The sequence below is a fragment of the Photobacterium sp. 53610 genome (genome assembly GCF_036409375.1).
Lineage (GTDB): Bacteria > Pseudomonadota > Gammaproteobacteria > Enterobacterales > Vibrionaceae > Photobacterium.
The window spans coordinates 147,911-173,201 of sequence record NZ_JAXOFS010000003.1; the positions used below are offsets into that span (position 1 = coordinate 147,911).

At 50.0% G+C, this 25,291-nt stretch carries 18 protein-coding genes and 1 tRNA gene; 12 read left to right on the forward strand and 7 right to left on the reverse strand.

Going from position 1 to position 25,291, the window contains the following annotated elements; translation table 11 throughout:
- The first annotated feature begins 206 nt into the window (after window positions 1–206).
- Window positions 207–1,262 carry a DUF898 family protein gene (locus SPK40_RS10600; RefSeq protein ID WP_330960459.1) on the forward strand — a complete coding sequence of 352 codons (1,056 nt, stop codon included), beginning with the start codon at window positions 207–209 and terminating at the stop codon, window positions 1,260–1,262.
- Between the two features lie 90 nt (window positions 1,263–1,352).
- On the opposite strand, the gene SPK40_RS10605 is transcribed toward SPK40_RS10600, so the two are convergent.
- Together SPK40_RS10605 and SPK40_RS10610 are read right to left on the reverse strand one after the other, a co-directional pair.
- Window positions 1,353–2,258 (reverse strand): bifunctional helix-turn-helix transcriptional regulator/GNAT family N-acetyltransferase, encoded by a 906-nt coding sequence (locus tag SPK40_RS10605; RefSeq protein ID WP_330960460.1) that lies wholly within the window; start codon window positions 2,256–2,258, stop codon window positions 1,353–1,355.
- Window positions 2,259–2,317: 59 nt separating this feature from the next.
- Window positions 2,318–2,728, reverse strand: coding sequence for a DUF2061 domain-containing protein (locus SPK40_RS10610; RefSeq protein WP_248141464.1), 411 nt, complete (start codon window positions 2,726–2,728; stop codon window positions 2,318–2,320).
- A 273-nt stretch (window positions 2,729–3,001) separates the two neighbouring features.
- On the opposite strand from SPK40_RS10610, the gene SPK40_RS10615 reads away from it, so the two are divergent.
- From SPK40_RS10615 to SPK40_RS10630, 4 genes are all read left to right on the forward strand, one after another.
- The gene (locus tag SPK40_RS10615) at window positions 3,002–4,150 is read left to right on the forward strand and encodes a YjgN family protein (RefSeq protein ID WP_330960461.1); all 1,149 of its coding nucleotides are present in this window, start codon (window positions 3,002–3,004) and stop codon (window positions 4,148–4,150) included.
- Window positions 4,147–5,175 (forward strand): M48 family metallopeptidase, encoded by a 1,029-nt coding sequence (locus tag SPK40_RS10620; RefSeq protein WP_330960462.1) that lies wholly within the window; start codon window positions 4,147–4,149, stop codon window positions 5,173–5,175. The genes SPK40_RS10615 and SPK40_RS10620 overlap by 4 nt, the downstream gene beginning before the upstream one ends.
- Before the next feature lie 312 nt (window positions 5,176–5,487).
- Window positions 5,488–8,538 carry a leucine-rich repeat domain-containing protein gene (locus tag SPK40_RS10625; RefSeq protein WP_330960463.1) on the forward strand — a complete coding sequence of 1,017 codons (3,051 nt, stop codon included), beginning with the start codon at window positions 5,488–5,490 and terminating at the stop codon, window positions 8,536–8,538.
- A gap of 503 nt (window positions 8,539–9,041) precedes the next feature.
- On the forward strand, window positions 9,042–11,987 hold the full coding sequence (locus SPK40_RS10630; protein ID WP_330960464.1) for a leucine-rich repeat domain-containing protein: 2,946 nt from the start codon (window positions 9,042–9,044) through the stop codon (window positions 11,985–11,987).
- 105 nt (window positions 11,988–12,092) lie between these two features.
- Here the strand turns inward: SPK40_RS10630 and SPK40_RS10635 are convergent, their stop codons facing one another.
- Genes SPK40_RS10635 through pepA form a run of 3 tightly spaced genes read right to left on the reverse strand, consistent with a single transcriptional unit; the run spans window position 12,093 to window position 16,979 of the window.
- Window positions 12,093–14,954, reverse strand: coding sequence for a valine--tRNA ligase (locus tag SPK40_RS10635; protein ID WP_330960465.1), 2,862 nt, complete (start codon window positions 14,952–14,954; stop codon window positions 12,093–12,095).
- A gap of 26 nt (window positions 14,955–14,980) precedes the next feature.
- Entirely contained in the window at window positions 14,981–15,421 is a 441-nt protein-coding gene (locus tag SPK40_RS10640; protein ID WP_248141458.1) for a DNA polymerase III subunit chi, read from the reverse strand.
- A 49-nt stretch (window positions 15,422–15,470) separates the two neighbouring features.
- On the reverse strand, window positions 15,471–16,979 hold the full coding sequence (gene pepA, locus SPK40_RS10645; protein WP_330960466.1) for a leucyl aminopeptidase: 1,509 nt from the start codon (window positions 16,977–16,979) through the stop codon (window positions 15,471–15,473).
- Between the two features lie 193 nt (window positions 16,980–17,172).
- Here pepA and lptF point away from each other — a divergent pair, with 193 nt between their 5' ends.
- Window positions 17,173–18,273, forward strand: a complete 1,101-nt coding sequence (gene lptF, locus SPK40_RS10650) for an LPS export ABC transporter permease LptF (RefSeq protein WP_330960467.1) — start codon at window positions 17,173–17,175, stop codon at window positions 18,271–18,273.
- The gene (lptG, locus tag SPK40_RS10655; RefSeq protein ID WP_330960468.1) at window positions 18,273–19,343 is read left to right on the forward strand and encodes an LPS export ABC transporter permease LptG; all 1,071 of its coding nucleotides are present in this window, start codon (window positions 18,273–18,275) and stop codon (window positions 19,341–19,343) included. Before lptF ends, lptG begins: the two co-directional genes overlap by 1 nt.
- Window positions 19,344–19,431: 88 nt before the next feature.
- Here the strand turns inward: lptG and SPK40_RS10660 are convergent, their stop codons facing one another.
- Window positions 19,432–19,926, reverse strand: coding sequence for an RDD family protein (locus SPK40_RS10660; RefSeq protein WP_330960469.1), 495 nt, complete (start codon window positions 19,924–19,926; stop codon window positions 19,432–19,434).
- Window positions 19,927–20,189: 263 nt separating this feature from the next.
- Between SPK40_RS10660 and SPK40_RS10665 the strand changes: the two genes are divergently transcribed.
- Together SPK40_RS10665 and SPK40_RS10670 are read left to right on the forward strand one after the other, a co-directional pair.
- Window positions 20,190–20,276 (forward strand) — tRNA-Leu (locus SPK40_RS10665).
- A 410-nt stretch (window positions 20,277–20,686) separates the two neighbouring features.
- A complete protein-coding gene (locus SPK40_RS10670; RefSeq protein ID WP_330960470.1) occupies window positions 20,687–21,028 on the forward strand; it encodes a hypothetical protein in 342 nt (113 codons plus the stop codon).
- 95 nt (window positions 21,029–21,123) lie between these two features.
- Here SPK40_RS10670 and SPK40_RS10675 read toward each other — a convergent pair whose 3' ends face one another.
- Complete coding sequence (locus SPK40_RS10675) at window positions 21,124–21,717, reverse strand: TetR/AcrR family transcriptional regulator (protein ID WP_248141452.1); 594 nt, start codon at window positions 21,715–21,717, stop codon at window positions 21,124–21,126.
- 179 nt (window positions 21,718–21,896) lie between these two features.
- Here SPK40_RS10675 and SPK40_RS10680 point away from each other — a divergent pair, with 179 nt between their 5' ends.
- From SPK40_RS10680 to SPK40_RS10690, 3 genes are all read left to right on the forward strand, one after another.
- A complete protein-coding gene (locus tag SPK40_RS10680; RefSeq protein WP_442957567.1) occupies window positions 21,897–22,925 on the forward strand; it encodes an MBL fold metallo-hydrolase in 1,029 nt (342 codons plus the stop codon).
- 365 nt (window positions 22,926–23,290) lie between these two features.
- Window positions 23,291–24,499, forward strand: coding sequence for a NupC/NupG family nucleoside CNT transporter (locus SPK40_RS10685; RefSeq protein ID WP_248141450.1), 1,209 nt, complete (start codon window positions 23,291–23,293; stop codon window positions 24,497–24,499).
- 136 nt (window positions 24,500–24,635) lie between these two features.
- Complete coding sequence (locus SPK40_RS10690) at window positions 24,636–25,271, forward strand: MarC family protein (protein ID WP_248141449.1); 636 nt, start codon at window positions 24,636–24,638, stop codon at window positions 25,269–25,271.
- The last annotated feature ends 20 nt before the right edge of the window (window positions 25,272–25,291 follow it).

Consider the following 25,291-nt stretch of genomic DNA (forward strand, 5'->3'; position numbering starts at 1 on the left):
GATTGAAAAAAGCTGGCATGACCAGCTTTTTTTCGATGAAGACTCTACGTCAGTGCGATCCTATGTTTGAGCAGGAAATTGAAGCAAGGTTTGATAAAAGAGTTAAAGTCAGTTGAAGTGAATTAAACGAGTTGCACTGAACTTTCAGACCCGATTACCTTGTTGACTTTTTATTATTACAAAATCATCGATAAGGGCTGTAGTTCATGAATCATAAAATAACATGTGATATTGAGCTAAGGAAATTTCTTAAAATTTTATTTAAAGATATACTTTTGACTTTCATATCTTCCGGCGCTTACTGGGTATGGGCAATGCCAAAAATCATGCAATATACCTATTCTCAGACAAAAATCGGTTCATTCAAGTTTGATTATCATGTTACACCATATGATCTATTACAATATGTTCTGGGTCTTGGGGGTGTTCTTTTTGTTTGGTTCGTTGTTGCTGTTCAATCGATTGAGTTGTTTATTATTTCAGCAGTCACATTTATCTTATGCATCCCGCTTTTTTATTATAAGTGTGTACAGATTAGTGTCGGTGGTAAGAGTCTAAATTCTCAGAGGTTTAACTTCTCTGGACCTAAGTCGGGTGCATACTTTCTCTTTTTCCATCCGAAGATAGTTTTCTTTTTGTTTTTGGTGTGTGGGTTCATGTACTCAGGTTTTCAAATTCAAAGAACAAATGAAATTCTCAGCTATGGTCTTTATGGTTGTGCTTTCCTGTCTATGATACTGTTGATTGTCGTTTTTGTGGTGGAAAAAGCACGTTATATTATCAATCACTACGAGTACGGTAATTATTGCCTGAAGACTACAATCTCTGAAAAAGATATCTTTCAATCAGTGCTCAGTGCATTTATATCCGTGAAGTATTTTTTTGTGGCGATTGCCCTGAGTGGGTTTATTTATTGGATGTCTGGCGATGATTTCTGGAAGATGTTGTCATTTGTCTTTGCGTTTGTTTTGATTCTATCATTTTGTATCTCATATGCAGCAGATTATCGGCGTCGTTATTTTGACAAGATTCGAGTGGATGGAATCGATGATTTTAAATTTGTGTCTACCGCCAGCGGGTGGCATATATTTCTGCATTGCTTTAGTTGTTTATATTCTTTCATCTTTACTTTTGGACTTGCCATGCCTTGGTTGTTCGCGAGCAGACATAAATTTTACTTTGAACACATTATGATCGTCGGAGAACTGCGACAAATTGAAAGGGAGCGTGTATCCGCAGCCCAGATTGAAATGGTTGGCTGAGAAAAAGATCACCGGAATCAGGCTCACCATCAATGCTGCCGACAGTGGCAGCATTGAATGAAAGAAAAAGTGAATACTCAACCTGCCGGGTCAAAACCACTTCACCATTCGGATTTCACAGGCATCATGGCCGGTACTGCCCATGGGCTCCTGAATATGGTGAAATCCCAAGGACTCGTACAGTGCGATGGCTTCCACAAGATTGGAGGTCGTTTCCAGATAGCAGGCCCGGTAGCCCTGTTCACGGGCAAATCGTAATGCTTTTACTGCGAGTTTACGTGCCAGACCACGTCCGCGGAGCTCCGGCAGGAAGTACATTTTCTGTAACTCGCAGATGTCTTCTGTGCCGGTCAGTGCAGCGATACCGCCGCCGCCCAGCACCCGGTGCTGGTGTTCAATCACCCAGTAGGCATGCCGTGCAGGCTGATAAACTTCACTCATGCTGTCGAGGGTCGGATCCGCCACACCATAACCTTTGTCTGCCGTCAGGCCATATTCCGCAGAGACACGTCGCACCACAGCCGCAATCGCGGCATTATCCAGCGGGGTTAGTGGCCGGATGGTATAGCCATGTTGTCTGCCGGCCATCACCATGGCTTTCCGGTACCGTTGCAGACTTTGACTCAGTTGCTCGATTTCATCCACATCCATTTGAGCCAGAAAGCCATCCACCTGAGCATTCAGTCGTTGATGCAGTTCCGCCAGCCGGGCCGCTCCTTCGGGGGTCAGGGTGGCAATCTGACTGCGTTTGTCATCCGGATGCGGGCGGGAGATGACTAGTCCGGCATTACTGAGAACGGCCAGGGTTCGGCTGGCATTTGATTTGTCAACGTTCAGCCGGGTCGCCATGTCATTGACCGTGCAGGGCTGGGCTTCCAGTTCAATCAGGACATGCGCCTGAACCGGTGTCAGGTCCATATTGCCACACTGGCTGTCGAGCATGCCGAGCTGACGGACCAGTTGCCGGGAGAGCTGGCGTAAAGTTTGTGCATCCATCTAGAACGATCCATTTTGTTGTGGTTTGCAACTAAATTTAATTGCGAATCACAACTATGTCAATGAAGGATCGAATGATGTCCGCATTGAAAGCGGAGATTCTCCTGATGTTTTTCTCTGCGCTGCCAGACTGTTTCATGTGCAAGATAAGCCAGTGTATTAATGGCTGGTTCAATCAGTGCCATGATGCCACCAACCATCCAGTTCCCGCTGATCAGGTAAGCAACCGTGAAGGCCACACTGAAATGGACTGCTGCAAAGCTGATGGTTTTATTGGCAGGCTTACCGAAACGTGAGTTTTTCAGCGCAGGCCATTGCCAGACTTTCTCATGAAAGTAAAAAGCCACGGTATTGACCATAGGTTCGATCAGGGCAATCAGGCTACCCAGAATCATGTCGCCGGTCAGCAGATAGGCGACGGTAAACGCGACGGTGAAATGGATGACGGCGAAGCTGATCGTTTTTTTCATACTGTGATCCTCGGTTGATGATCACAGTATGGGATTTCCTGTTCAATCAGTAAAAACGTTTAATTCAATATCATCAATCGCTGATACCTATTTTAGATTATTCACCGACATGAATAAGAGCAGGATGTCGCCTTATTAACCGGAGACCGGCAAAACTTTATGCTGCTGATTGCATTGTGCTGCGGTATATTGGCCCGGTGAATTTTGCACATTCTCAGTGCATTTGAAAAACTGATTTTTCTTAATGCTTGCAGATAATTAGGACACATCATAATGAATAATAAGGTTGTATTTCATGGCAAGGGTGGCGAGTTCTTCGGCATCTGGATTGTCAATATTTTGCTCAGTATCGTGACCCTGGGAATCTATTCAGCCTGGGCGAAAGTAAGGACAAAAAAATATTTTCACGGGAACCTGGAGCTGGATGGGGATCGCTTTGATTATCATGCCACTCCGAAGCAGATTCTGATTGGCCGGTTGATTGCTTCAGTCTGCGTTCTGGTTTGGGCGGTAGCCAGTAATTTTATGCCAGTTATCGCTTCGCTTCTGATGCTGGTGTTTGTGGGATTTTCTCCCTTACTGGCCCGTAACAATGCCCGTTTTGATGCCCGGATGACCAGTTACCGCAACGTGCGTTTTAATTTCAACGGATCTCTGAAAGGCGCCTATTGGGCGATGCTGGGCTGCGGCTTGTTCTCGTCGATTCCGCTGGTCATTCTGTTAATTGCTGCCGGGGCTGTGAGGGATACGTCAATTGTTGCCTCGGTTCTGTTTATCATTCTGTCTTTTGCTGCTTATATCTTTATTTTTGCGAATGTAACAGCTTCGATTACCCGTTATTTTGCGAACGGCTATCAGTATGGTGATCGTCAGTTCAGCGCGGAAATCAGTACTGGATTCTTTGTGAAAACGGTCTTGTTTGCTGCTTTGCTGGGAATCGGAATTTTCATCGCGGTGTTTGGTGTGATTGCAATTGTTGCAGGTATGGGCGCGATGGTCTCTGTCAGTTCTGGTCAGATGGACAGTGGATTCGGTCAAATCTTGGGCGCTGTGGGTGGCATGGGCGGTATGGCTTGTATGGTTCTGCTGATGGTACTGGTTTCTGCATTTATTCAGGTTCGGGCCCGGAATTATACCTTTGCTCAAATGAAGGTTGAAGGTGAGCCAGAATATGGCTTTTCTTCTACTCTGACGACTGGTGGATTCCTCTCGTTGACGGTGACTAATTTCCTGGCTCAGGTCTTTTCGCTGGGTCTGGCGCGCCCTTGGGTCATGGTCCGAACCTCACACTACTTTGCTGATCATACATTGGTGATTGGTGACTTGTCGCAGTTGAAGGCGAAGGGTGAGCTGACCGACGATGGCGCAGCGATTGCTGATGAAGTCGCGGCTGCCTTTGATATTGAACTGGGTCTGGGATGATTATCGCGGGCACCTGCCATCCGCCGCTCAGTGCTGAGCGGCTGGCGGCTGAGCTGGAACTGATGCCGGATGGCACACTGACACTGCGATGTGGTGAACATACCGGTGAGTGGTCGGCAGATACGCTGGTCTTGTCAGCACCGTTGGGCAGACTGCCGGCTCAGATTACATTTCCTGATGGCTGGTTATTTAAAGCGGCTGAAAACAAGATCCTGGCGGATTGGATTCAGGCGCACACGGGCAAGCAAAGTCAGTGGCTCCATAAGCTGGAACGCCACTGGCTGGCAATTGTGGTCAGTATTGTCTTTCTGATTGCATTGGGGGCAGGCACATACCGTTATGGTATTCCGGCTGCCAGCCATACGATGGCCCGGATGCTGCCCAAGGCGGTTCCTGAGTATATCGGCAAAGCCGTGCTGGAGACGCTGGATGAGTATCTGTTTAAGCCATCACAGCTGGACGAACAGGAACAATGGCAAATCCGGGACAGATTTGCATTGCTTCAGGATAATCTGCCACCGTTGCCGTTTGAGCCGAAGATTGTCTTCCGTTCATGGCAAAAAGGGCCGAATGCCTTTGCACTGAGTGACGGCACCATCGTGGTGACGGATTCTCTGGTGGAACTGGCGACGACTCCGGCTGAGCTGGACAGTGTTCTGCTGCATGAGGTGGGTCATGTGTATCACCAGCATGTGATGGAAGCTGTGGTTCAGTCGACACTGTTATCCGTCTCGGTAGCTCTGCTGACCGGCGAAAGCTCCGGGCTGGCAGATAACCTGACTGGTGCCGGTGTCTTTATTGCCTCTTCCGGCTATTCCCGTGACGCAGAGCGTGAAGCCGATAGTTTTGCGGCTGAGCAGATGATCAAGCAATATGGCACGACCGAGCCGATGGCTGCGATGTTCAGCCGTTTTATGGAATATGACAACGGCAGTGAAATACCTGAATGGCTGCAAAGTCACCCGGATCTGTACCAACGGATCGAGGCGGTGAAAGCGCAGGATCATTCAATGCTATCTGAATAAAATCTCCTCTCGCTATGATTCAGGGCTGTTGGGTCTTAAAAAGGCCCGCAGCCTCCTTTCTGAAATGATTTTATCCCTTACAAAGTGGGTTCATTTAGAAATAAATGCAGTAAATCGCATTAAAAATAGTTGAGCATCAAGCAATAAGTTCAAAATCCCAATGATTCTTTCGTATCGTAAAAATATCGATATGTGACTGCTTGTATAACCATTCATGTTCTGTATATTATGCACAGTGTTTTTTTGTATGTGCTTTGTTTCTGTTTTTCAGGCGCAGACTTTGGATTCAATCATCTCAGCCAATGGAAAATCATGATGATCTCATTTTCAAAAATCAGACAAGTTTTGATACTCATGTCGCTGATTGCTTTGACTGCCTGTAATAGTGGCGAGGGTCAATCGAAGAAGCAGCCTGCTGCAACTGAATCGACTCAGATACGCGGTCAGATTTTTAAAGGACCTGTTTCGCATGCAAGGGTGAGAGCCTTCGATGAAATTGGAAATTACCTAGGAGAAACCGTGACTGACGATAAAGGTTTCTATCAGCTGTCTCTGGATCCGTCTTATCGGGGAGTGGTCCGGATTGACGCCAAAGGGGGCAATTATGTTGACGAAGCAACTGGCGTGTTGACCCCACTGACAGAAAGTTTGAGTGCACTTAGCGTGCTATCAGAAAATGAAACGGTCATGAATGTGACGCCGCTGACAGAGCTGGCTGTGCGTGCCACTAGGATTGATCGTTCACCAAGAAAGATTGCATGGGCAAACCGCCAAATCGCAATCTTAATGGGCCTGGATCTTGATATTGTCCGTGAGACACCGGTTGATCTGCTGGATACAGCACATCGAGGAAAATCTGGTGCTAATGTGGATTACGCGTTAGTGATTGCCGGAATGACCCAAATGGCAGAGACGCAAGGGATCGACTTTGGCAAATTGGTAAATGCCTTCAGGCTGAATGGCAATGGTCAGGTAGAGGATGAGCAGCAATTAACACGATTAAATACAGCAATTAACGCCTTTCTGGATTCAGTGCAGAACAAAGTGATTGTGGATCGGAAGCGGTATTACCGGAATAACCCACCAGTCTTAGAACAATTGGACTGGCAAAATGTATTTGAAGGTTTTGAATTCAGATTTGCACCAAAGGTGAGTGATGACAGGGGGGGATTGACATACCGATGGCAGCAGACTTTTGGCCCAGAAATTCAGTTTGAGGGGACAAATACAGCGGCAATTACGTTCCGTGCACCTGTAACTGAGGAAAAAGAGACGTTTGAGTTTCAGCTCACGGTCACAGACTCTGGTGGTTTGAGTGTCAGTCAAAAGTATGTTGTCCGTGTTATGCCGACTCCTGTGATCTCCGGGGTTGCTTTCAAAGGACCTATTCAGGGGGCAACCGTTAAAATTACTCAGGTAGACGGTACATTGATTGGGGAAACCACGACAGCATCGGATGGCCGGTATCAAATCAAGAACACCCATGCTTATCAAGGTTTAGTCATTGCAGAAGTTACTGGTGGCACTTATGTCAGCGAAGCGACGGGACAGACTGTATCGTTAGAACAGACCCTGCGTGCGGTCACAAACATGAAAGCCACAAATACGTCGTTGAATATCACCCCTTTTACTGAGCTCGCTTTTCGCCGGGCAAAACATTTAGGGGAAACCCTGGACGTTAGCAAGGTTGAACAAGCTGCACTTGATGTGTCCCGGGCATTTGGCGTATTTGGTCTTGTCAACAATGAACCCCTGAATCTCATGGATCCGTTGAGCAAGATTAACAGTTTCAGCACTGAGTCTGATTATGCGCTATCTCTGGCTGCTGCTATGGTTGCAATGCATAAAAGTTCACAAAGCTTAGCTGAATGGCTGGATCGTGTGTCTGAAGATTTATCTGATAACGGAAAAATTGATGATATTGAGACACTGAATGCTTTGTATAGAGGGGTCTACAGCTTTATTAAATCACCTCAGAATAATGCCAAAATTACAGAGCATGACAGCATCGTATATCTGAGTTTCTATCGAAGTACACCACCTACAATAGTGTCAATTTCTCCGAGTGATGGTCATGAAAGGGCGCAAATCAATGTGTTTGTACAGGCTCAAGATACGGGGATTGGTGGCATCCGTTTTTATTCTTTAGAGCAGCAAAGTGGGCCGGCAGCCGATTTCAGAGAGAAGCAATTTGAAAGTCCTCTAAAAATAAGATTGCCCGAACTGAATGGAGAGCAAGCAGAAACTCTGACCTTTAAACTCACGGTCAGAGACTGGGATGAACTGACCGCTTCCGCCACATTCTCGATTCAAGTACAGCCTTACCCAGACATTGTTCTGGATAAAATTATCGATCCGCAACTGCGTCAATGCATTGAATCTCACTCTCCGAAAATTCATGATATCGGGGGCTTAAGGAGCCTTCAATGTGGCCCTGATTACGCGGGGATCAGTCAGTTGGACGGCATGGAGCAATTTGTCTATCTGACAAACTTTGAGGTGCTGGCGAAAAACCAGATTAGGGATCTCACACCTTTGGCAGACCTGCCAAACCTGAGCGGCCTTGCAGTTGAGCAAACGGTGATGACGGATCTGACGGCATTCACAGTGCTCAAGAAGCTGGAGGACTTAAGCCTCAAGGATAGTTTGCTATTGACTGACTTTAGCGCACTACCTCAATTGACTGGATTGCAGGAAGGGAATTTTTATGGGACGGGTCTAAGTGATGGTCAGATCTTTCAGCAGTTACCGACACTGAAGGCGATCAACATCGGGAAAACGCAGGTTCATGATTTTAGTTTCTTAAAGGATAATAGCCGAATGAGTTCACTCGGGGTCTCTGACTTGGGACTTACGCATCTCGACTTGCTTGAGCTGGAACATCAATCCGATTTGTATGGGCTTGATCTTTCGGGCAACCCGTTGACTGATATCACACAACTGGCTGCGTTAACGAAATTGAATCGGTTGAATTTGTCAGGAACGAAAGTTTCAGACTTGTCGCCTCTGGCATCCTTGGATCGGTTCCTGAACCTCAATGTGTCTCATACGAAAGTCTCAGACTTGTCGTCTCTGGCATCCTTCAAGCGCATAAGAAAGGTTGATGTTTCTCATACCGAGGTGACTGATCTGTCGGTGTTCAGGGCATTGAGAGGGGTCAGTGAAATTTCTTTACAAGGGTTTAAGGGCACCGATATCAGCCCGGTGATTGACATGATGAAAGCGCAACCCCGCAGGTATTCGAGAAGGGTTGATCTCACGGGAGCGGTTCAGGTGCCTTGCTCGCAAATGAGGGCTTTACAGCAACTGAGTGTGGAGATTTTTGTGGATGTGAAGCCGAGGGAGACCTGCACTGTGAATTAACCGTGTGCTGACCAAACATGACTGAAAAAAAGAGGCCATCCGGCCTCTTTTTCATGTCTTGATTTCAACTGAAACCGCTTACAGCGCCGCGATGGTCGATTTTGGATCTTCATGTTTGATCCGGGTTTCTTTGTAACCTGTCAGCTTCTCGCGCTTTTTGGAAACCACTGCTTCTGGGGCCGTTGCGATTTTGAAAGGCCCGCAGCCTCCTTTATGAAATGATTTTATTGCTTACAAAGCGGATTCATCTTCGAAACTTTGCAATAAAGTGTAGTGAAAAGAGTTGATCATCAAGCAACAAGTTCAAATTTCCAATGATTCTTTCGTATCGTAAATTTACTTATATGTAATCATTTTCATAATCACTCAGATTCATTATGATGTGCACGATGTTTTTTATGTGCTTTGTTTTGCTTTCAGGCGCAGACGTTGTATCCAATCATTTCAGTTAATGGAAAATCATGATGATCTCATTTTCAAAAATCAGACAAGCATTGATATTTATGTCTGTGATTGCTCTGACTGCCTGTAATGGCGGTGACGGGCAATCGAAGAAGCAACCTGCTGTAACCGCATCGACTCAGATTCAGGGACAGATTTTTAAAGGGCCAGTCGCGTATGCGACGGTTCAAGCTTTTGATGCAATTGGAAATTACCTTGGGGAAACCGTTACTGATGAGAATGGTTTTTATAAGCTCTCACTGGATATGTCTTATCAGGGTGTGATCCGGATTGCCGCCGTAGGGGGGAATTACATTGACGAAGCAACCGGCGAGTTAACGCCGCTCACTGAAACATTAAGCGCAGTGAAAGCGCTGTCAGAAAGTGAAGCAGTCATGAACGTGACGTTGCTGACTGAGTTGGCTGCTCGGGAGGTCAGTCTGGGGATGTCGGCTGAGAAGGTTGCACGGGCAAACCGCCATATCGCGGAATCAATGGCATTGGATCTTGATATCGTGAGTGAGGCGCCGGTTGATTTGCTGGATGCAGCACATCAGGGAAAATCCGGTGCCAATGTTGACTATGGTCTGGTCATTGCCGGAATGACGAAAATTGCACAGGCCGAAGGTATCGGCTTAGGAAGACTGGTCAACAATTTTCGTCAGGACTTTTCAGACAATGGCAAACTGGATGACCCCCAATTGCTGAATCGTCTGAATCAGGGCATCAATGATTTCCTCGACTCTCCACTGAACCGGGTTGGACTGGAGCGTGGAAAAACATCGAAAGATAAGGTGTTTTACCGGAATACACCACCTGTCATCGAACGGCTGGCACGAACAAGCCTGAGAGAAGGTCAGGAACATCAAATCGCGCCTGAGATTACGGATAATAAAGGTGCATTGAGCTATCAGTGGCAGCAGGTAAAAGGGCCTGAAGTACAAATGCAAGGGGCAGAAACCGCTGCGATTTCGTTCAAGACACCAGCCCCAGAGACAAGTACTGTCATGATGTTCAAATTGACGGTCACAGATTCGGAAGGTTTGGCATCTGAACAGTATTATATTTTTGATGTGATTCCAGACCCGGTAATTTCAGGGGTGGCTTTTAAAGGCCCGTTAGTGGGTGCAACCGTGAAAGTTCTACAGCTTGATGGGACGGTGATCGGAGAAGCGATCACAGCATCTGACGGTAGCTATCGCATCAAGAATCATGGTTTTTATGAAGGCGTTGTGATTGCTGAAGTGACGAGCGGCACTTATGTGAGTGAGGCGACAGGTCAGACGGTCACCTTAGTACAGCCTTTGCAGGCCGCAACTTATACGGCGGCTAAAAATACGAAATTGAATATCACTCCGTTGACTGAATTAGCCTTACGCCGGGCAAAAATGCTCGGTGCCATGCTGACAAAAGAGAACGTCCTGCAGGCGAATCAGGATATTGCGTCTGTGTTTGGTCTGCGTAGCAGTCTTGTCCTCTATACGCCAATCAACTTACTGGATCCGTCTGGCATTTTACAGAAAGGCGATAGAACTGAGCATGCTTTGGCGGTTGCAGCCATGATGGTGGCGATGAACACCCATTCGCAGAGCTTAACCGACTGGCTGGAACAGGCGTCCAGAGACTTATCGGATAATGGACGGTTAGACGATGTCAATTTGCTGAAAGCATTGCACCAAGGGCTGCTCGATTTTATCCGCTCACCGTTGAATGTACTTGGCGTTACCCTAGAAGACACAAAGTTGGATGAAGGACTCAGCGGAAGAATTCCACCTGAAATTGTTTCGGTGACGGGAAAGGATGACCTTGAGCGGCAAATGGCCTCGGCGACCGTCAATGTAAAAGATACGGCGGGTGTGAGCTACTTCTGGTCTCAGGTCGATGGCCCATATGTGAGGCTATATAATCGGTTGAGTCCTCAAGTATCATTTCGTCTGCCGGACATTGCGGACAATTTACCTCAAAGTATCACATTGTCGGTCACGGTAAGTCGAAACGACCTGCACAGTTCAGCGAAAATCACGCTACAGGCTCAGCCTTATCCTGCTGTTGAGTTCGATAAAATTACCGACTTACAACTGCGTCGCTGTGTTGAGGAACGTTCTCCGAAAGTTCAGGATACCGGGGATTTATACCGGCTTGAATGTGGCCCGGATTACGCGGGGATCAGTCAGTTCGATGGCTTGGCACAATTTGTCAACCTGGGACACATCGGGGTGCTGGCGCAAAACCAGATTACCGATGTGTCACCCTTGGTGCCATTGGACACACTGAAAAGTCTTGCGCTTCAGCAAACGGTACTCACCGATTTGGCGGTGCTGAAAGATCTGACAAACCTGACTGAACTGTTTTTAACACAGAGCCCATGGCTGACCGATTTTAGTGCACTGCCTCAGCTCACTAAGCTGAGAAGTATTCATTTGAATGACACTGGCCTCACGGACGGTCGTATTTTCCTGCAAATGAAAGCGTTAAATAAGATTGCTCTTGGGAAAACACAAATCACTGATTTTAGCTTTTTGCAGGAAAAGACTGACCTAATTTCACTGGGAGTGACTGACTCAGGATTCACCCAGCTTGAATCGATTGAGCTGGCGTATCAACCCGGGTTGCGTGAGTTGGATATTTCGGGTAATCCGCTGACAGATATCTCCGTACTGTCGACATTAACGCGTCTGCGGCGGGTGAATCTTTCAGGGACGAAAGTCTCAGACTTATCGGCTCTCGCATCCTTGAAGGAATTATTTTCGGTGGATGCTTCGTACACGGAAGTGACAGATTTGTCGGCTTTCAGGTCATTCAAGTCTGTAAGTATTATTTCTTTACAGGGCTTTAAGGGCACAGATATCCGTCCGTTGATTGACTTGAAGAAAACTAACCGCTTTTTGTCACAGGTTGTTTTAAAGGGCGCGGTTCAGGTGCCTTGCTCGCAAATGAGGGCTTTACAGCAACTGAGTGTGGAGATTTTTGTGGATGTGAAGCCAGGCGAAACCTGTACGGCGAACTAATGATGCGTTGGATATCAATATAGGCTTGGTATGAACGCCAGAAAATGCAGATAAAAAAAGAGGCCATCCGGCCTCTTCTTCTTGTTTGATTTCAGCTGAAATTGCTTACAGCGCCGCGATGGTCGCTTTCTGCTCTTCCAGCTTGATCAGGGTTTCTTTATAACCATCCAGCTTCTCACGCTCTTTGGCTACGACGGCTTCCGGGGCTTTCGCCACAAAACCTTCGTTACCCAGTTTGCCTTCGATGCGTTTGATCTCGCCCTGAGTCTTCGCCATTTCTTTATCCAGACGCGCCAGCTCGGCGTCTTTGTCGATCAGGCCAGCCATTGGGATCATCAGCGTCGACTTGCTCACCAGTGCGGTGGCACAGGCTGGTGTTTCTTCACCGGCTGCCAGCACACGCAGGCTGTCCAGTTTCGCCAGTGCGACCAGCACGGCCTGATTTTCCTGCAGTCGGGCCGCGTCTTTGTCATCTGCGGCTTTCAGCATGACATCCAGACCTTTGCTTGGTGCGATGTCGTATTCGGCGCGCAGGTTACGAATGCTGGTGATGAAAGTTTTCACCCACTCGATGTCTGCCAGAGCGTCCGCATTGAAGTTTGCTTCATCATACTGCGGCAGCGCCTGTGTCATGATGGTATCGCCTTCCACACCGTCAACCAGTGGCTTCACGCTCTGCCAGATGGTTTCCGTGATGTACGGGATCACCGGATGGGCCAGACGCAGGGTCTTCTCCAGCACCGTGATCAGCGTACGGCGGGTTGCACGTTGCTGTGCTTCGGTACCTTTCCACAGAACCGGCTTGGTCAGCTCCAGATACCAGTCACAGAACTGGTTCCAGATGAACTCGTAGATGGTGTTGGCAGCCATATCCAGACGGAAGTTTTCAATGTGCGCATTGAATTCTTTCGCGGCCAGCTCGAACTGAGATTCGATCCACTTGTCCGCCAGGGAGTATTCCAGCTCGGCACCTTCAGCAAAACCGCAATCCTGATCTTCGGTGTTCATCAGCACGTAGCGGCTGGCGTTCCACAGCTTGTTACAGAAGTTACGGTAACCTTCCAGACGCTTCATGTCCCAGTTAATGTCACGGCCGGTTGAAGCCATGGCTGCCAGCGTGAAGCGCAGGGCGTCGGTACCATAGGGTTCAATACCGTTTTCGAAGGTCTTGCGGGTGTTTTTCTCGATCTTCGCGGCCAGTTGCGGCTGCATCATGTTCCCGGTCCGTTTCTGAACCAGAGACTCCAGATCGATGCCGTCGATCATGTCGATTGGATCCAGCACGTTCCCTTTCGATTTCGACATCTTGTCGCCGTTTTCGTCACGGATCAGACCGGTCACGTATACGGTTTTGAATGGTACCTGTGCTTTGCCGTTTTCATCTTTACAGAAGTGCATGGTCATCATGATCATGCGGGCAACCCAGAAGAAGATAATATCGAAGCCAGTCACCAGCACATCTGACGGGTGGAAGACTTTCAGATCATCGGTTTGCTCAGGCCAGCCCTGAGTTCCGAATGTCCACAGGGCAGACGAGAACCAGGTATCCAGCACGTCGTTGTCCTGTTTCAGGACGATGACTGGCGCCAGACCATATTTTTCACGGACTTCTTCTTCTGTACGGCCAACATAGACTTTGCCGTCGTTGTCGTACCAGGCCGGAATGCGGTGACCCCACCACAGCTGACGGGAAATACACCAGTCCTGTACATCACGCATCCAGGAGAAGTACATGTTCTCGTATTGCTTTGGCACGAACTTGATGTCGCCGTCTTCAACCGCTTTCACGGCAGGCTCAGCCAGCGGTGCAGTGCGTACGTACCACTGGTCGGTCAGCATCGGCTCGATGACCACACCGCCACGGTCGCCGTAAGGCACAGTCAGGTCGTGATCTTTAATTTCGTCCAGCAGGCCCAGTTTGTCGAATTCAGCCACAATGGCTTTACGCGCTTCAAAACGCTCCATACCCTGGTAAGCGGCAGGAATATCGGTGCTGTAAACGTCGGTTGGTTCGCCATTGCTGTTGAACACCTCGGCTTCGTTGCGGATATTGGCATCGAAGGTCAGGATGTTGATCATCGGCAGGCTGTGACGTTTGCCCACTTCATAGTCGTTGAAGTCGTGCGCCGGGGTGATCTTCACACAGCCGGTGCCTTTTTCCATGTCCGCGTGCTCGTCGCCCACGATTGGAATGCGGCGGTTCACGATTGGCAGCAGGATGTGCTGGCCAATCAGATCTTTATAGCGTGGATCTTCAGGGTTCACAGCCACACCGGTATCGCCCAGCATGGTTTCCGGACGGGTGGTCGCAACCACGATGTAGTCTTTGCCGTCTGCGGTAGTCGCACCGTCAGCCAGCGGATAACGGAAGTGCCACATGTGGCCCTTCTTGTCTTTGTTCTCAACTTCCAGATCAGAGATTGCGGTGTGCAGTTTCGGATCCCAGTTCACCAGACGTTTGCCGCGGTAGATCAGATCGTCTTCATACAGACGGACGAATACTTCACGCACGGCATTGGACAGACCTTCGTCCATGGTGAAACGCTCACGATCCCAGTCGACAGAGGCGCCCAGACGACGCAGCTGCTTGGTGATGGTGCCGCCGGATTCGCCTTTCCATTCCCAGATCTTGTCGATGAAGGCTTCACGACCGTAATCGTGTTTGGTTTTGCCTTCTTCTGCTGCGATCTTGCGCTCCACAACCATTTGAGTGGCGATACCAGCATGGTCAGTACCGACCTGCCACAGGGTGTTTTTGCCTTTCATACGCTCACAGCGGATCAGGGTATCCATGATGGAATCCTGGAACGCGTGGCCCATGTGCAGGCTGCCCGTGACGTTAGGCGGTGGGATCATGATGCTGTAGGCATCTTTAGTCGTGTCACCGTGAGGCTTGAAGTAACCGGCCTCTTCCCAGCGCTGATACAGCGCCTGTTCAATCGATTGTGGGTTATATGTCTTTTCCATAGCGCTCTTGATGGATCTGTGTGGAATTAGGGCGACTCAGGCGCAGCAGATGTCTGCATTTGAATGCCAGCCATGCGGTACACTTTATAGCGTTCGCGGGCCTGCTGCTTGAGTTTTTCATCGCAAGGGACGAAGTCTACCACTTGTGCAAAGGTCACGGCAAAATTTGGTGCATCCTGACCAAGATTGATCAGGACTGCACGCCGGCCACTGTGTCGCATGCCGGGCCAGCCAATCTCGACCGGTGACCCCTGACGCGGGCCTTCCCCAATCAGGTTATGGGGCACAAAGTTGTCCGGGTCCTGCTGCCAGAGGTATTCATCCAGCCATTCCGCCTGCTGGCGGCTTTCAGCCAGCAAGTAAATGGACTGTCCCTGCTGATAGCGCCATGCTGCCTGCTGACAGGCTAGTTTCAGCCTTGCCTCGGGGGCGGCGTCATCAATGATATAAAAGGTAGCATGGCTCATAAACGTCTATCCGAAAAAAGGGGCCTGCTGGCCCCTCTGTCGATGATGATTAATCGAGGTTTTCCAGTCCGGCCCGGTTGAGCAGGAACTGGACCAGCAGTGGTACCGGACGACCGGTCGCCCCTTTGTCTTTTCCGCCTGTCCAGGCTGTCCCTGCGATATCCAGGTGGGCCCAGTTGTATTTCTTGGTGAAACGGGACAGGAAGCAACCTGCGGTAATGGTGCCTGCACCCGGGCTGCCCAGGTTGGCAATATCTGCAAACGGGCTGGCCAGCTGCTCCTGGTACTCGTCGGTCATCGGCAGACGCCACGCACGGTCACCAGCTTGCTCAGAAGCGTTTACCAACTCATGTGCCAGCGGGTTGTGGTTGGCAAGCAGACCACTGATGTGATTGCCCAGTGCAACGACACAGGCACCGGTCAGAGTCGCGACATCGACTACACACTCCGGCTCGAAACGCTCGACATAAGTCAGCGCATCACACAGCACCAGACGACCTTCGGCATCGGTGTTCAGCACTTCAACCGTCTGGCCGGACATGGTGGTCAGGATATCACCCGGACGGTAGGCACCACCGCCTGGCATGTTTTCACAGCCGGCCAGGACACCGATCACGTTAATTGGCAGGTTCAGTTTAGCCAGGGAACGCATCGCACCGAAGACGGAGGCTGCACCACACATGTCGTATTTCATTTCGTCCATGTTGGCGGACGGTTTGATTGAGATACCGCCTGAATCGAAAGTCAGTCCTTTACCGACCAGCACAATTGGCTTGGCGCTCGGATCCGGGTGACCCTTATATTCGATCACGGACATCATGGCTTCATTCTTCGAGCCCTGACCCACGGCCAGATAGGACGTCATGCCCAGCTCTTTCATTTCCTGCTCACCGATGATCTTGGTGCTGACCGTTTCGAAATCATCGGCCAGACGGCGGGCCTGAGAGGCCAGGTAAGCCGGGTTGGCCACGTTTGGCGGCATGTTGCCCAGATCTTTCGCCGCGCGAACACCGGAAGCAACGGCCAGACCATGGTTGATGGCACGTTCACCCAGCGACAGTTCACGGCGTGTCGGGACATTAAAGACCAGTTTACGCAGCGGACGGCGGGTTTCAGGCTTGGTGCTCTTGAACTGATTGAAGGTGTACAGGCTGTCTTTGGTGGTCTCAACGGCCTGGCGGACTTTCCAGTAGGTATCGCGGCCTTTGACGTGCAGTTCCGTCAGGAAGCAGACCGCTTCCATCGACCCGGTTTCATTCAGGGTACTGATGGTTTTCTTGATGATTTGCTTATACTGGCGTTCATCCAGCTCACGTTCTTTACCGCAGCCGACCAGCAGGACACGTTCGGACAACACATTCGGGACGTGGTGCAGCAACAACATCTGGCCTGGCTTGCCTTCCAGATCGCCGCGTCGCAGCAGAGAACTGATGTAGCCCTCACTGATCTTATCCAGTTGTTCAGCAATCGGAGAGAGGCGGCGTGGTTCGAAAACGCCAACGACGATACAGGCGCTGCGCTGTTTCTCGGGGCTACCACTTTTAACACTGAACTCCATGCGTACTCCTACATCCTATAAAGACAATTAAGGCTAAATGTTAGATAATGCCGCACTTAGTTGTTGGCTCATGAATTCAGGTTCAGATCAAAGTGCAGGCAGACAGTTAGCCGAAAGATAAAAAAATAACTGATTTACCGGAAAATTATAGTGATTCCAGCAAAAAAACAAGTTTTCTATGGGTATATAACGCGTGATTATTGTTCGTTATTTGACACGTGAGACAATAAAGAGCCAGGTTTCGGTCCTTTTTGTACTGTTTCTTATCTTTATTAGTCAGAAGTTTATTCGCATCCTGGCTGATGCGACAGAAGGATCCATTCCCGGCGACCTGGTGCTGACCCTGATGGGCTTATACATGCCCTCAATGGCGATGTTGATGCTGCCATTGAGCCTGTATATCGGGATCTTGCTCACATTTGGGCGATTATATGCGGAAAGTGAAATAACTGTGATGAATGCCACAGGGATCGGAAATACTTTTCTGATCCGGGCCGCCTTGTGGCTGGCAATCATCACGGGGTCGATCGCCGCGTTTAATGCCCTGTGGCTGGCGCCCTGGAGTGCCGAAAAAGAAACCCAGGTGATGGAGCAGGTTGAAGCGGATTCCGGTCTGGATCTGCTGGTTAAAGGACAGTTCCAGGGCGCACCGGATGGCCGTGGTGTTGTCTTCGTCGATGACATCACCGAAAAGGGCGGTAAGCTTCACCGGGTATTTGTGGCGCAGCCGACTGCCAGCGATACACTCCGTCCGAGTGTGATGTTTGCCAACAGCGGCACGGTGAGTGAACTGAAAGACGGTCGTCAGGTGCTGGATTTGCAGGACGGCGTCCGTTATGAAGGGCTGCCGACTCGTCTGGATTACAGCATTACTTCATTTGATAACTATCAGGCCGTGATTGGTCAGCGGGCTGTCAAAGAAAAGAATCGCGACTGGGATGCCTTGCCAACGCTGGAGCTGATGCAGCGTCCGGAGCTGGCGGCACAGGCGGAATTCCAGTGGCGGATGTCGCTGGTGCTCTGTATTCCGCTGCTGACGATGGTCGTCGTGCCGCTGTCAGCCGTGAACCCGCGTCAGGGACGTTTTGCCAAGCTGGTGCCGGCAGTGCTGATTTACCTGTGTTATTTCCTGGCGATCAGTGCGGCCAAATCGGCTGTTGAAGATGGCGGGCTGCCGGTTGGGATTGGTTTGTGGAGTATCGATATTGCGATGCTGCTGGTCGCCGTCGCACTGAACAGCTGGGATTCCTTAGCAATGCGACAATTCAGAGAAAAATTCCGGAGACGCGGCTGATGTTTAAGATACTCGACTGGTACATTGGCCGGACCATTATTGCCACTTCCGCGCTGACCTTGTCGACGCTGGTGGGGTTGTCAGCCATCATCAAATACGTTGAGCAGCTGCGTAAAGTCGGCGACGGTAACTACGATCTGTGGAAAGCCCTGATCTTCGTGCTGCTGAGTATCCCGCGGGATATTGAGATGTTTTTTCCGATGGCGGTACTGCTCGGCGCGCTGATTGGTCTGGGAACACTGGCATCCAGTTCGGAGCTGGTGGTTATGCAGGCAGCGGGTTTTTCCAAGCTGGATATCGGTATGTCGGTTCTGAAAACGGCTGTACCGCTGATGCTGCTGGTGATGATCCTGGGGCAGTGGGGGGCACCGGAAGCTCAGAAAGCTGCGCGTGAACTACGGGCTGTCTGGACCTCCGGCGGGAATGTGTTCTCAGTACAGCGCGGGGTTTGGGCCAAGGATGATAATGACTTTATCTACATTGGCCGGATCCATGAAAAAAGCAATCTGAACGCTGTCAACATCTGGGAATTTGATGAAAACGATGTGCTGAAAGAGAACCTGTTTGCCCGTTCGGCCTCTTTTGTTGAAGGGAAAGGCTGGGAACTGAAAGATGTGACGGTCACGCATATCGGGGAAGCGAAGCAGGAAAATACCAAGTATGACACCCAGCTATGGCAGACCAGTCTGACGCCGGATAAGCTGGCTGTGGTGACGGTGAAGCCTGAAGAACTGGCGCTTTCTGGTGTGTATGAGTATGTGCAGTATCTGAAAGATACCAAGCAGGATGCATCCCGCTATGAACTGGCATTCTGGCGCAAAGCCCTGCAGCCGTTTTCCATTGCCGTGATGATGCTGCTGGCATTGTCTTTCGTATTTGGTCCGTTGCGCTCTGTCACCATGGGGGCACGGGTGTTGTCCGGGGTGATCTTCGGCTTTGCTTTCTACATTTCGAATGAGGTCTTTGGGCCACTCAGTATGGTGTATCGTTTACACCCGGTGATCGGTGCTTTGGGACCGAGTCTGGTGTTCCTCTTCATCACGCTGTATCTGCTGAAGCGGAAGCTGTAGCACTGAGAGTCCGTTTGACGATGAAATGAAAAAGGCGCCTCGAGATGGCGCCTTTTTCATTGTTATCCTTTATTGCCGGACGACAAAATCAGTTCGGTTTCGGCAGCAGAATCATCTCGCACTCTGCCATCAGATCCTGCAGCGACTGTTTCGTGTGACTGAAAGGCACCAGCAGGTTGCCGAGACCAAACGCTGAGGTTGCCATCCGGATCAGAGCCTGCGTAAAACGGATATTCGAACCGTCAGCGTTCTGAATTCTGAGCTTCCAGGCACGCATTCCCAGAGTTTGTCCGGCCTTGCACCAGAAATAGCCAAAGAAGGCGACAACCGACAACCCCAGGTAAATCGAATACAGTGGCGCTGCAATCGGGTGCTTGGTGAGGTAATCACTGGCATCGAGATAGGGATCCAGAGTCAGCAAACCGGTGTTGAGCAGGATTGCTACGACGGCCATTGCCAGACCGCCAGCGATCATCAGTACGGCTGCGATGACCAGAGCGTCGTAGATCCAGGCGCCAATACGACGAAACAGCCCCGGATACTGTTTTGTCTGAGTCATATTCTTGCTTACTTTCGTTGTCATGGTTCCACCAAAAATCAAAAGGGACCGGCAATGCTGCCAATCCAAAAATCCGGCGCTCAGTGTATACCCAAGTTACCTGAAGATACCAGATTCAACACCGGGCCTGGCTCACAGTCGCAGCAGCGACAGACCGGTAAAGCGTGACTGGAAACGGGCAGATTGGTTGAAGTACTGACGCTGTGCTGAAAAAACAAGCAAACGATAGGGTTCCCCTGATAAAGTTGCTTGCGCATCAACACGGTATACGTATAATGACCGCCATTGCCCGGGTGGCGAAATTGGTAGACGCAGCGGATTCAAAATCCGCCGGTGGCAACACTGTGCCGGTTCAAGTCCGGCCCCGGGCACCAATTTCAAACAACAAAGCCTCGACGAAAGTCGGGGCTTTGTTGTTTCTGCTTGCTACAAAATGGGTGCCTGCTTTCTCTTGTCATCAACTTCTGAAAGCGGGAAACCTTGCGATTTTCTTTTCAACTATTCATTTATTCAATTGATTGACCCTGCTTTCAGGGCTGAGTGTTGCGTTTTTATCGAAGTCATAGCTGCTTGTTTATGGAAGCTGCTTTTTTCAAAGCCAGATGTTTCATCTATTTCAATTACCCGGTTTCGCTCAGTTATGAAGTCAGATGAGGCGTGCACTCTTGCAGCTTAGTCAGCGCATGATGAGATGTTCAGTGGCGTGAGTTAATACGAATTGAATTAGCCTAATATACCCCTTAATATGCGCATCAGGTTTCTTAATAAGGTGGGTTGGCAAATCATGAAACATATTTTAACCGCTGCACTGATGGTTATCGGCGTTTCGGCACAGGCAGCTGAGACAATAGACTGTGGCAAGGTCGATATGAAAACTGTTTATGTGCAGGCTGATCGCGGTGATGGGTCTTTTCACGCCAATAAAATGCTTATTCTGATGGGGGCGGGTAAAGAAACTGCTTGCAGTGATTTCACTTTTGCTTATCTGGAAAATAATGATGATGCTTACGATAGTACGTTATCGATGGCGATCTCGGCTTATATGGCAGGCAAAAAACTCAGAGTTGTTGTTGAAGATGCACCAGCACAAGCTGATGCGAAAAGAATTGCTTGGGTAAATTTCTGATTCAGAAATTGAAAAGCAAGTATTCACTTGGTGAATAACCTGCTGTTGGAACATAGGGATTAAAGCACTCGCTCATTTCACGACAAGCAAGTGCTTTATTTTCTGTACCTCGCCACAAACATTTTCACAGTTTCTTCAATGACCTTCTCTTCACTGGCGCTCTCAAGCTCACTGAATCCATAGAGTTTGGGGTAAAACGTGAAGGATTTGAGCTGATAGATGAACTGGCGGGCGGCAAAATCGCAGTCGTCTACCGTCAGTACGCCAGAGGCGTGGGCATCCTGTAAAAAACGCACCAGTGTTTTCATACAGCCGATGTCTGTATTGTCGAGCGATCGCATGAGTTCCGGCTGTTGCAGCATTTGCATAAAGGCGATTTTGCCGATGCGCAGCAATTGCGGGGAAGTCAGCAACGTCACCTCCTGCCGGGCGATATTCGTCAGCTGTTCCGAAATCTCGCGCTCGGTATCAAAAGGCTGTTCTGTCCCCTGATCTAACTGAGCGAACATCCGGGTCATGATGGCCTGAAACAGTACCTGCTTGGTCTCGAAGTGGTTGTAGACGGTGCGTTTTGAAACACCAGCTTCAGCGGCAACCTGATCCATGCTGGTCTGTTCCACCCCATACTGGTGAAACAGCTTTTCCGCGGCATTCAGAATCGCCAGCTTTTTCTTTTCTGATAACTTCATGTCAGCCCTCGCACATCTTTCCGGCATTGTAACCAAGATCAAAAAAACTTGCACCGACTAGTTTACTTTTAGAGGTTGCGATATAAACTACACCGTATAGTTTACTTTGGTGTATGCAGATGCGTGGTCTGATATGGACGCTCGCTGGTGTGGCAGTTTTAGGAGCAGGTGTGCTGATGATGAATCACAATTTATCCGCTGAGATGACAGAAGTGGCAGAAACATCCGAGCATTTTTACGACGGTGTTTTTCATAACGCCCGGCAAAAGCAGCAGCCTGGTCTGAAAAAGACGCTCGGGATTCTGGGGCGCTATCTGACGGAAAAACGCGTCGATATTGCGCCTTCCGGTGTACTGCCAGTCATGCCGCTGAGCCGTGAACAGCTTGACGCGCTGAGTGAGGATGAAGTCCATGTGGTTAAGCTTGGTCACTCTTCAGTGCTGCTGAAAGTGCAGGGAAAATACTGGCTGCTGGATCCGGTTTTTTCTGAGCGCGCTTCTCCGTTCAGTTTTCTGGGACCCAAGCGATTTCATCCGGCCCCGATCAGCATAGACGCATTGCCGCCTATCGAGCGGGTACTGATCTCACACAATCATTATGACCATCTGGATAAAGCAGCGGTGAAGCAGCTGGCCGCGAAAACGACGGAGTTTCTGGTACCACTGGGTGTTGATGGTTCCCTGTTGCAATGGGGGGTGGCAGAAGAAAAGATCCGCACCTTTGACTGGTGGCAGGAGCATCAGAGTGGCGATACGCTGATAGCGTTCACGCCGACCCAGCATTTTTCCGGACGTAGTCTCACCGATGGCAATCAGACGCTCTGGGGATCCTGGGTGATCCACACGCCGGATACCCGCCTTTATTTCAGCGGTGACTCGGGTTATTTCGATGGTTTTCAGGCGATTGGAAAAAAATACGGCCCGTTTGATCTCACCATGATAGAAACCGGTGCGTACGATAAAGACTGGGCCAGCGTGCATATGACGCCGGAAGAGTCGGCTCAGGCTCATCTGGATGTGCAGGGTAAAGTCATGATGCCGGTTCATAACGGAACCTTCGATCTGGCGTTTCATGCCTGGTATGAGCCGCTGGAGCGGGTATCTGAAGCTGCCCGGATTCGGGGGATTGCGCTGTCTACACCCGTATTCGGCCAGCCGGTGACGGCGAAGCAGATCCCGGAGACGTCGGCCTGGTGGCGGGAAAGGTAACCGGCAGGCTGATTTTCGACTTTTTACGGACCCCGGCACTGGCCGGGGTTCTGTATTTCAGGGACTGGAAAATTTGTACTTCAGAGAAGCAAACGTTTTCTTCATCCATTCAGAGAATCAGCGCTGGAAATACGAGCCACATCACATTATGATGCGCCCCCGGCTTGCGTGTTGAATCTGATACAGATTCGGCAATGCAGTTGCCAGCTATCAACAGCTATCTGTCTGCCAAAGGATGTCGGACCGGGCTTTGATGTGCTTCCTGGTGACTGAGGGCAGCAACGCATGACGGATATTCTCGCCTTCGGCAGCTTTGCGTGCGCCAAGTCACCGGCCATCGGACTTCGACATTGCAAGGTAGGTTTATGCAGTTCCTCTATAGTGCGGCAGGTATCGTCGCTATCATTTTGTGCGCTTATGCACTCTCCACCAATCGTCAGGCTATTCGCTGGCGCACCGTTCTGGGCGCATTTGGCCTGCAGCTGGGGCTGGCCGCTCTGGTGCTTTATGTTCCCTGGGGACAATATCTGCTGGGCAAAATGAGCAACGGCGTTGCATCGGTGATCGGTTTTGCTGATCAGGGGATCAGCTTTGTTTTTGGTCCGCTGGCCGAGAACGGGTTCGTGTTTGCTGTCAAAGTTTTACCTTTAATCATTTTTATCAGCGCACTGATCTCCCTGTTGTATTACCTGGGCATTATGAGTCTGGTGATTAAAGTGATTGGTGGCGGGCTGGAACGCCTGCTGGGGACGACTCGCGCGGAATCCCTGGTCGCGACCAGTAATATCTTTTTGTCTCAGGGCGAATCGCCGCTGGTGGTGCGTCCGTTTCTGGCATCTATGACCCGCTCTGAACTCTTTGCGGTCATGGTGGGTGGCATGGCCTCAGTTGCAGGCAGCGTGCTGGGTGGTTATGCCGCGATGGGCGTCGACCTGAAATACCTGATCGCAGCAAGCTTTATGGCGGCACCGGGTGGCCTGCTGATGGCGAAAATCATGGTGCCGGAAACCCAGCAGCCGGTTGATCAGAGCAATATTGATCTGTCCGACAGCGGGCAAAGTAACGCGATTGATGCACTCGCTTCCGGTGCGATGAACGGGATGAAAGTTGCGGTCGCCGTCGGCACCATGCTGATCGCCTTCGTGAGCGTGATTGCCATGCTCAACACTGGCCTGGAATGGCTGGGCGGTCTGTTTCATATCGACGGGCTGACCCTGCAAAGTATTTTTGGCTACCTGTTTGCGCCGCTGGCTTTTGTGGCCGGTGTACCGGGTGATGAAGTGATGGCTGTCGGCAGTCTGCTGGGACAGAAAATCGCCATGAATGAATTTGTTGCGTTTCTGGATTATGCCAGCATCAAAGAGTCACTGTCGGCGCACAGTCAGATCATTGTAACTTTTGCGCTGTGTGGTTTTGCCAACATCGGCTCGATTGCGATTCAGCTGGGGTCCATTGGTGCCATGGTGCCGGAACGCCGTAAGGATGTCGCGACACTGGGTGTACGGGCTGTGGTGGCTGCCACCTTTGCCAACCTGATGAGTGCTGCGCTTGCGGGTCTGTTTATTTCTCTCTGATTTTCAATTCTGGCGGACCTCGTTCTGAGGCTCCGCCTGTCTCTGCGCTATCTTCTTCTATTGACTCCGGTTTATCCCCAAATCATCTTTCCTCCGACTAGACTGAATCACATCCATGTTTTTTCAGGACAGCAACATGATTGATTTGGTGACTCTGGGGGTGACGGTCTTTATGGGCTTTTTTGCCATCATGAACCCGATTGCGAACACGGCGGTTTTTACCGGGCTGACGGCACATCAGTCTGCGCAGGAAAAACGGCAAACCGCAATCAAAGCCCTGACGGCGGCATTTTTCATTGTGGCGGCCTTCAGTTTGCTTGGGAAAGGGATCTTCCAGCTCTTTGGCATTACGCTGCCGGCACTGCGACTGGCCGGGGGACTGCTGGTGTTTGTGGTGGGCTACCACATGCTGCAGGGCAGCAGTTCATCCATGCACACGCAAAGCCCGAGCAAGGAGGTGGAGGATATTTCGATCTCCCCGCTGGCCATCCCAATTCTGGCCGGACCGGGGACTATTGCCACGGCCATGAACTACTCGGCAGCGAAAAGTCTGCTGCATATCCTGATCACGATTTCTGCCTTTGCAGTGCTTTGTCTGGTCACGCTGATCTGTTTTTTATATGCCCAAAAGCTGGTCAATTTCCTGGGGAAAGACGGCGTGAATGTGATCACCCGGATCATGGGATTGCTGTTGACCGTGATTGCCATGCAGATGCTTATTCAGGGCGTACACGATGCCCTGCACTTGTTCACACCACCGATAAACGGGTGAGTCAGGAGCAAATTCATTCC

Excerpts from the sequence above, each read along its gene's own strand:
- SPK40_RS10610 (WP_248141464.1), bottom strand. The coding sequence starts at position 2,728 with ATGAAAAAAACGATCAGCTTCGCCGTCATCCATTTCACCGTCGCGTTT.
- lptG (WP_330960468.1), top strand. The coding sequence starts at position 18,273 with ATGTTTAAGATACTCGACTGGTACATTGGCCGGACCATTATTGCCACT.
- SPK40_RS10600 (WP_330960459.1), top strand. The coding sequence starts at position 207 with ATGAATCATAAAATAACATGTGATATTGAGCTAAGGAAATTTCTTAAA.
- SPK40_RS10625 (WP_330960463.1), top strand. The coding sequence starts at position 5,488 with ATGATGATCTCATTTTCAAAAATCAGACAAGTTTTGATACTCATGTCG.
- SPK40_RS10675 (WP_248141452.1), bottom strand. The coding sequence starts at position 21,717 with ATGAAGTTATCAGAAAAGAAAAAGCTGGCGATTCTGAATGCCGCGGAA.
- SPK40_RS10670 (WP_330960470.1), top strand. The coding sequence starts at position 20,687 with ATGAAACATATTTTAACCGCTGCACTGATGGTTATCGGCGTTTCGGCA.
- pepA (WP_330960466.1), bottom strand. The coding sequence starts at position 16,979 with ATGGAGTTCAGTGTTAAAAGTGGTAGCCCCGAGAAACAGCGCAGCGCC.
- SPK40_RS10605 (WP_330960460.1), bottom strand. The coding sequence starts at position 2,258 with ATGGATGCACAAACTTTACGCCAGCTCTCCCGGCAACTGGTCCGTCAG.
- SPK40_RS10630 (WP_330960464.1), top strand. The coding sequence starts at position 9,042 with ATGTCTGTGATTGCTCTGACTGCCTGTAATGGCGGTGACGGGCAATCG.
- SPK40_RS10620 (WP_330960462.1), top strand. The coding sequence starts at position 4,147 with ATGATTATCGCGGGCACCTGCCATCCGCCGCTCAGTGCTGAGCGGCTG.
- SPK40_RS10660 (WP_330960469.1), bottom strand. The coding sequence starts at position 19,926 with ATGACAACGAAAGTAAGCAAGAATATGACTCAGACAAAACAGTATCCG.
- SPK40_RS10635 (WP_330960465.1), bottom strand. The coding sequence starts at position 14,954 with ATGGAAAAGACATATAACCCACAATCGATTGAACAGGCGCTGTATCAG.
- SPK40_RS10640 (WP_248141458.1), bottom strand. The coding sequence starts at position 15,421 with ATGAGCCATGCTACCTTTTATATCATTGATGACGCCGCCCCCGAGGCA.
- SPK40_RS10680 (WP_442957567.1), top strand. The coding sequence starts at position 21,897 with ATGAATCACAATTTATCCGCTGAGATGACAGAAGTGGCAGAAACATCC.
- SPK40_RS10690 (WP_248141449.1), top strand. The coding sequence starts at position 24,636 with ATGATTGATTTGGTGACTCTGGGGGTGACGGTCTTTATGGGCTTTTTT.
- SPK40_RS10615 (WP_330960461.1), top strand. The coding sequence starts at position 3,002 with ATGAATAATAAGGTTGTATTTCATGGCAAGGGTGGCGAGTTCTTCGGC.
- SPK40_RS10685 (WP_248141450.1), top strand. The coding sequence starts at position 23,291 with ATGCAGTTCCTCTATAGTGCGGCAGGTATCGTCGCTATCATTTTGTGC.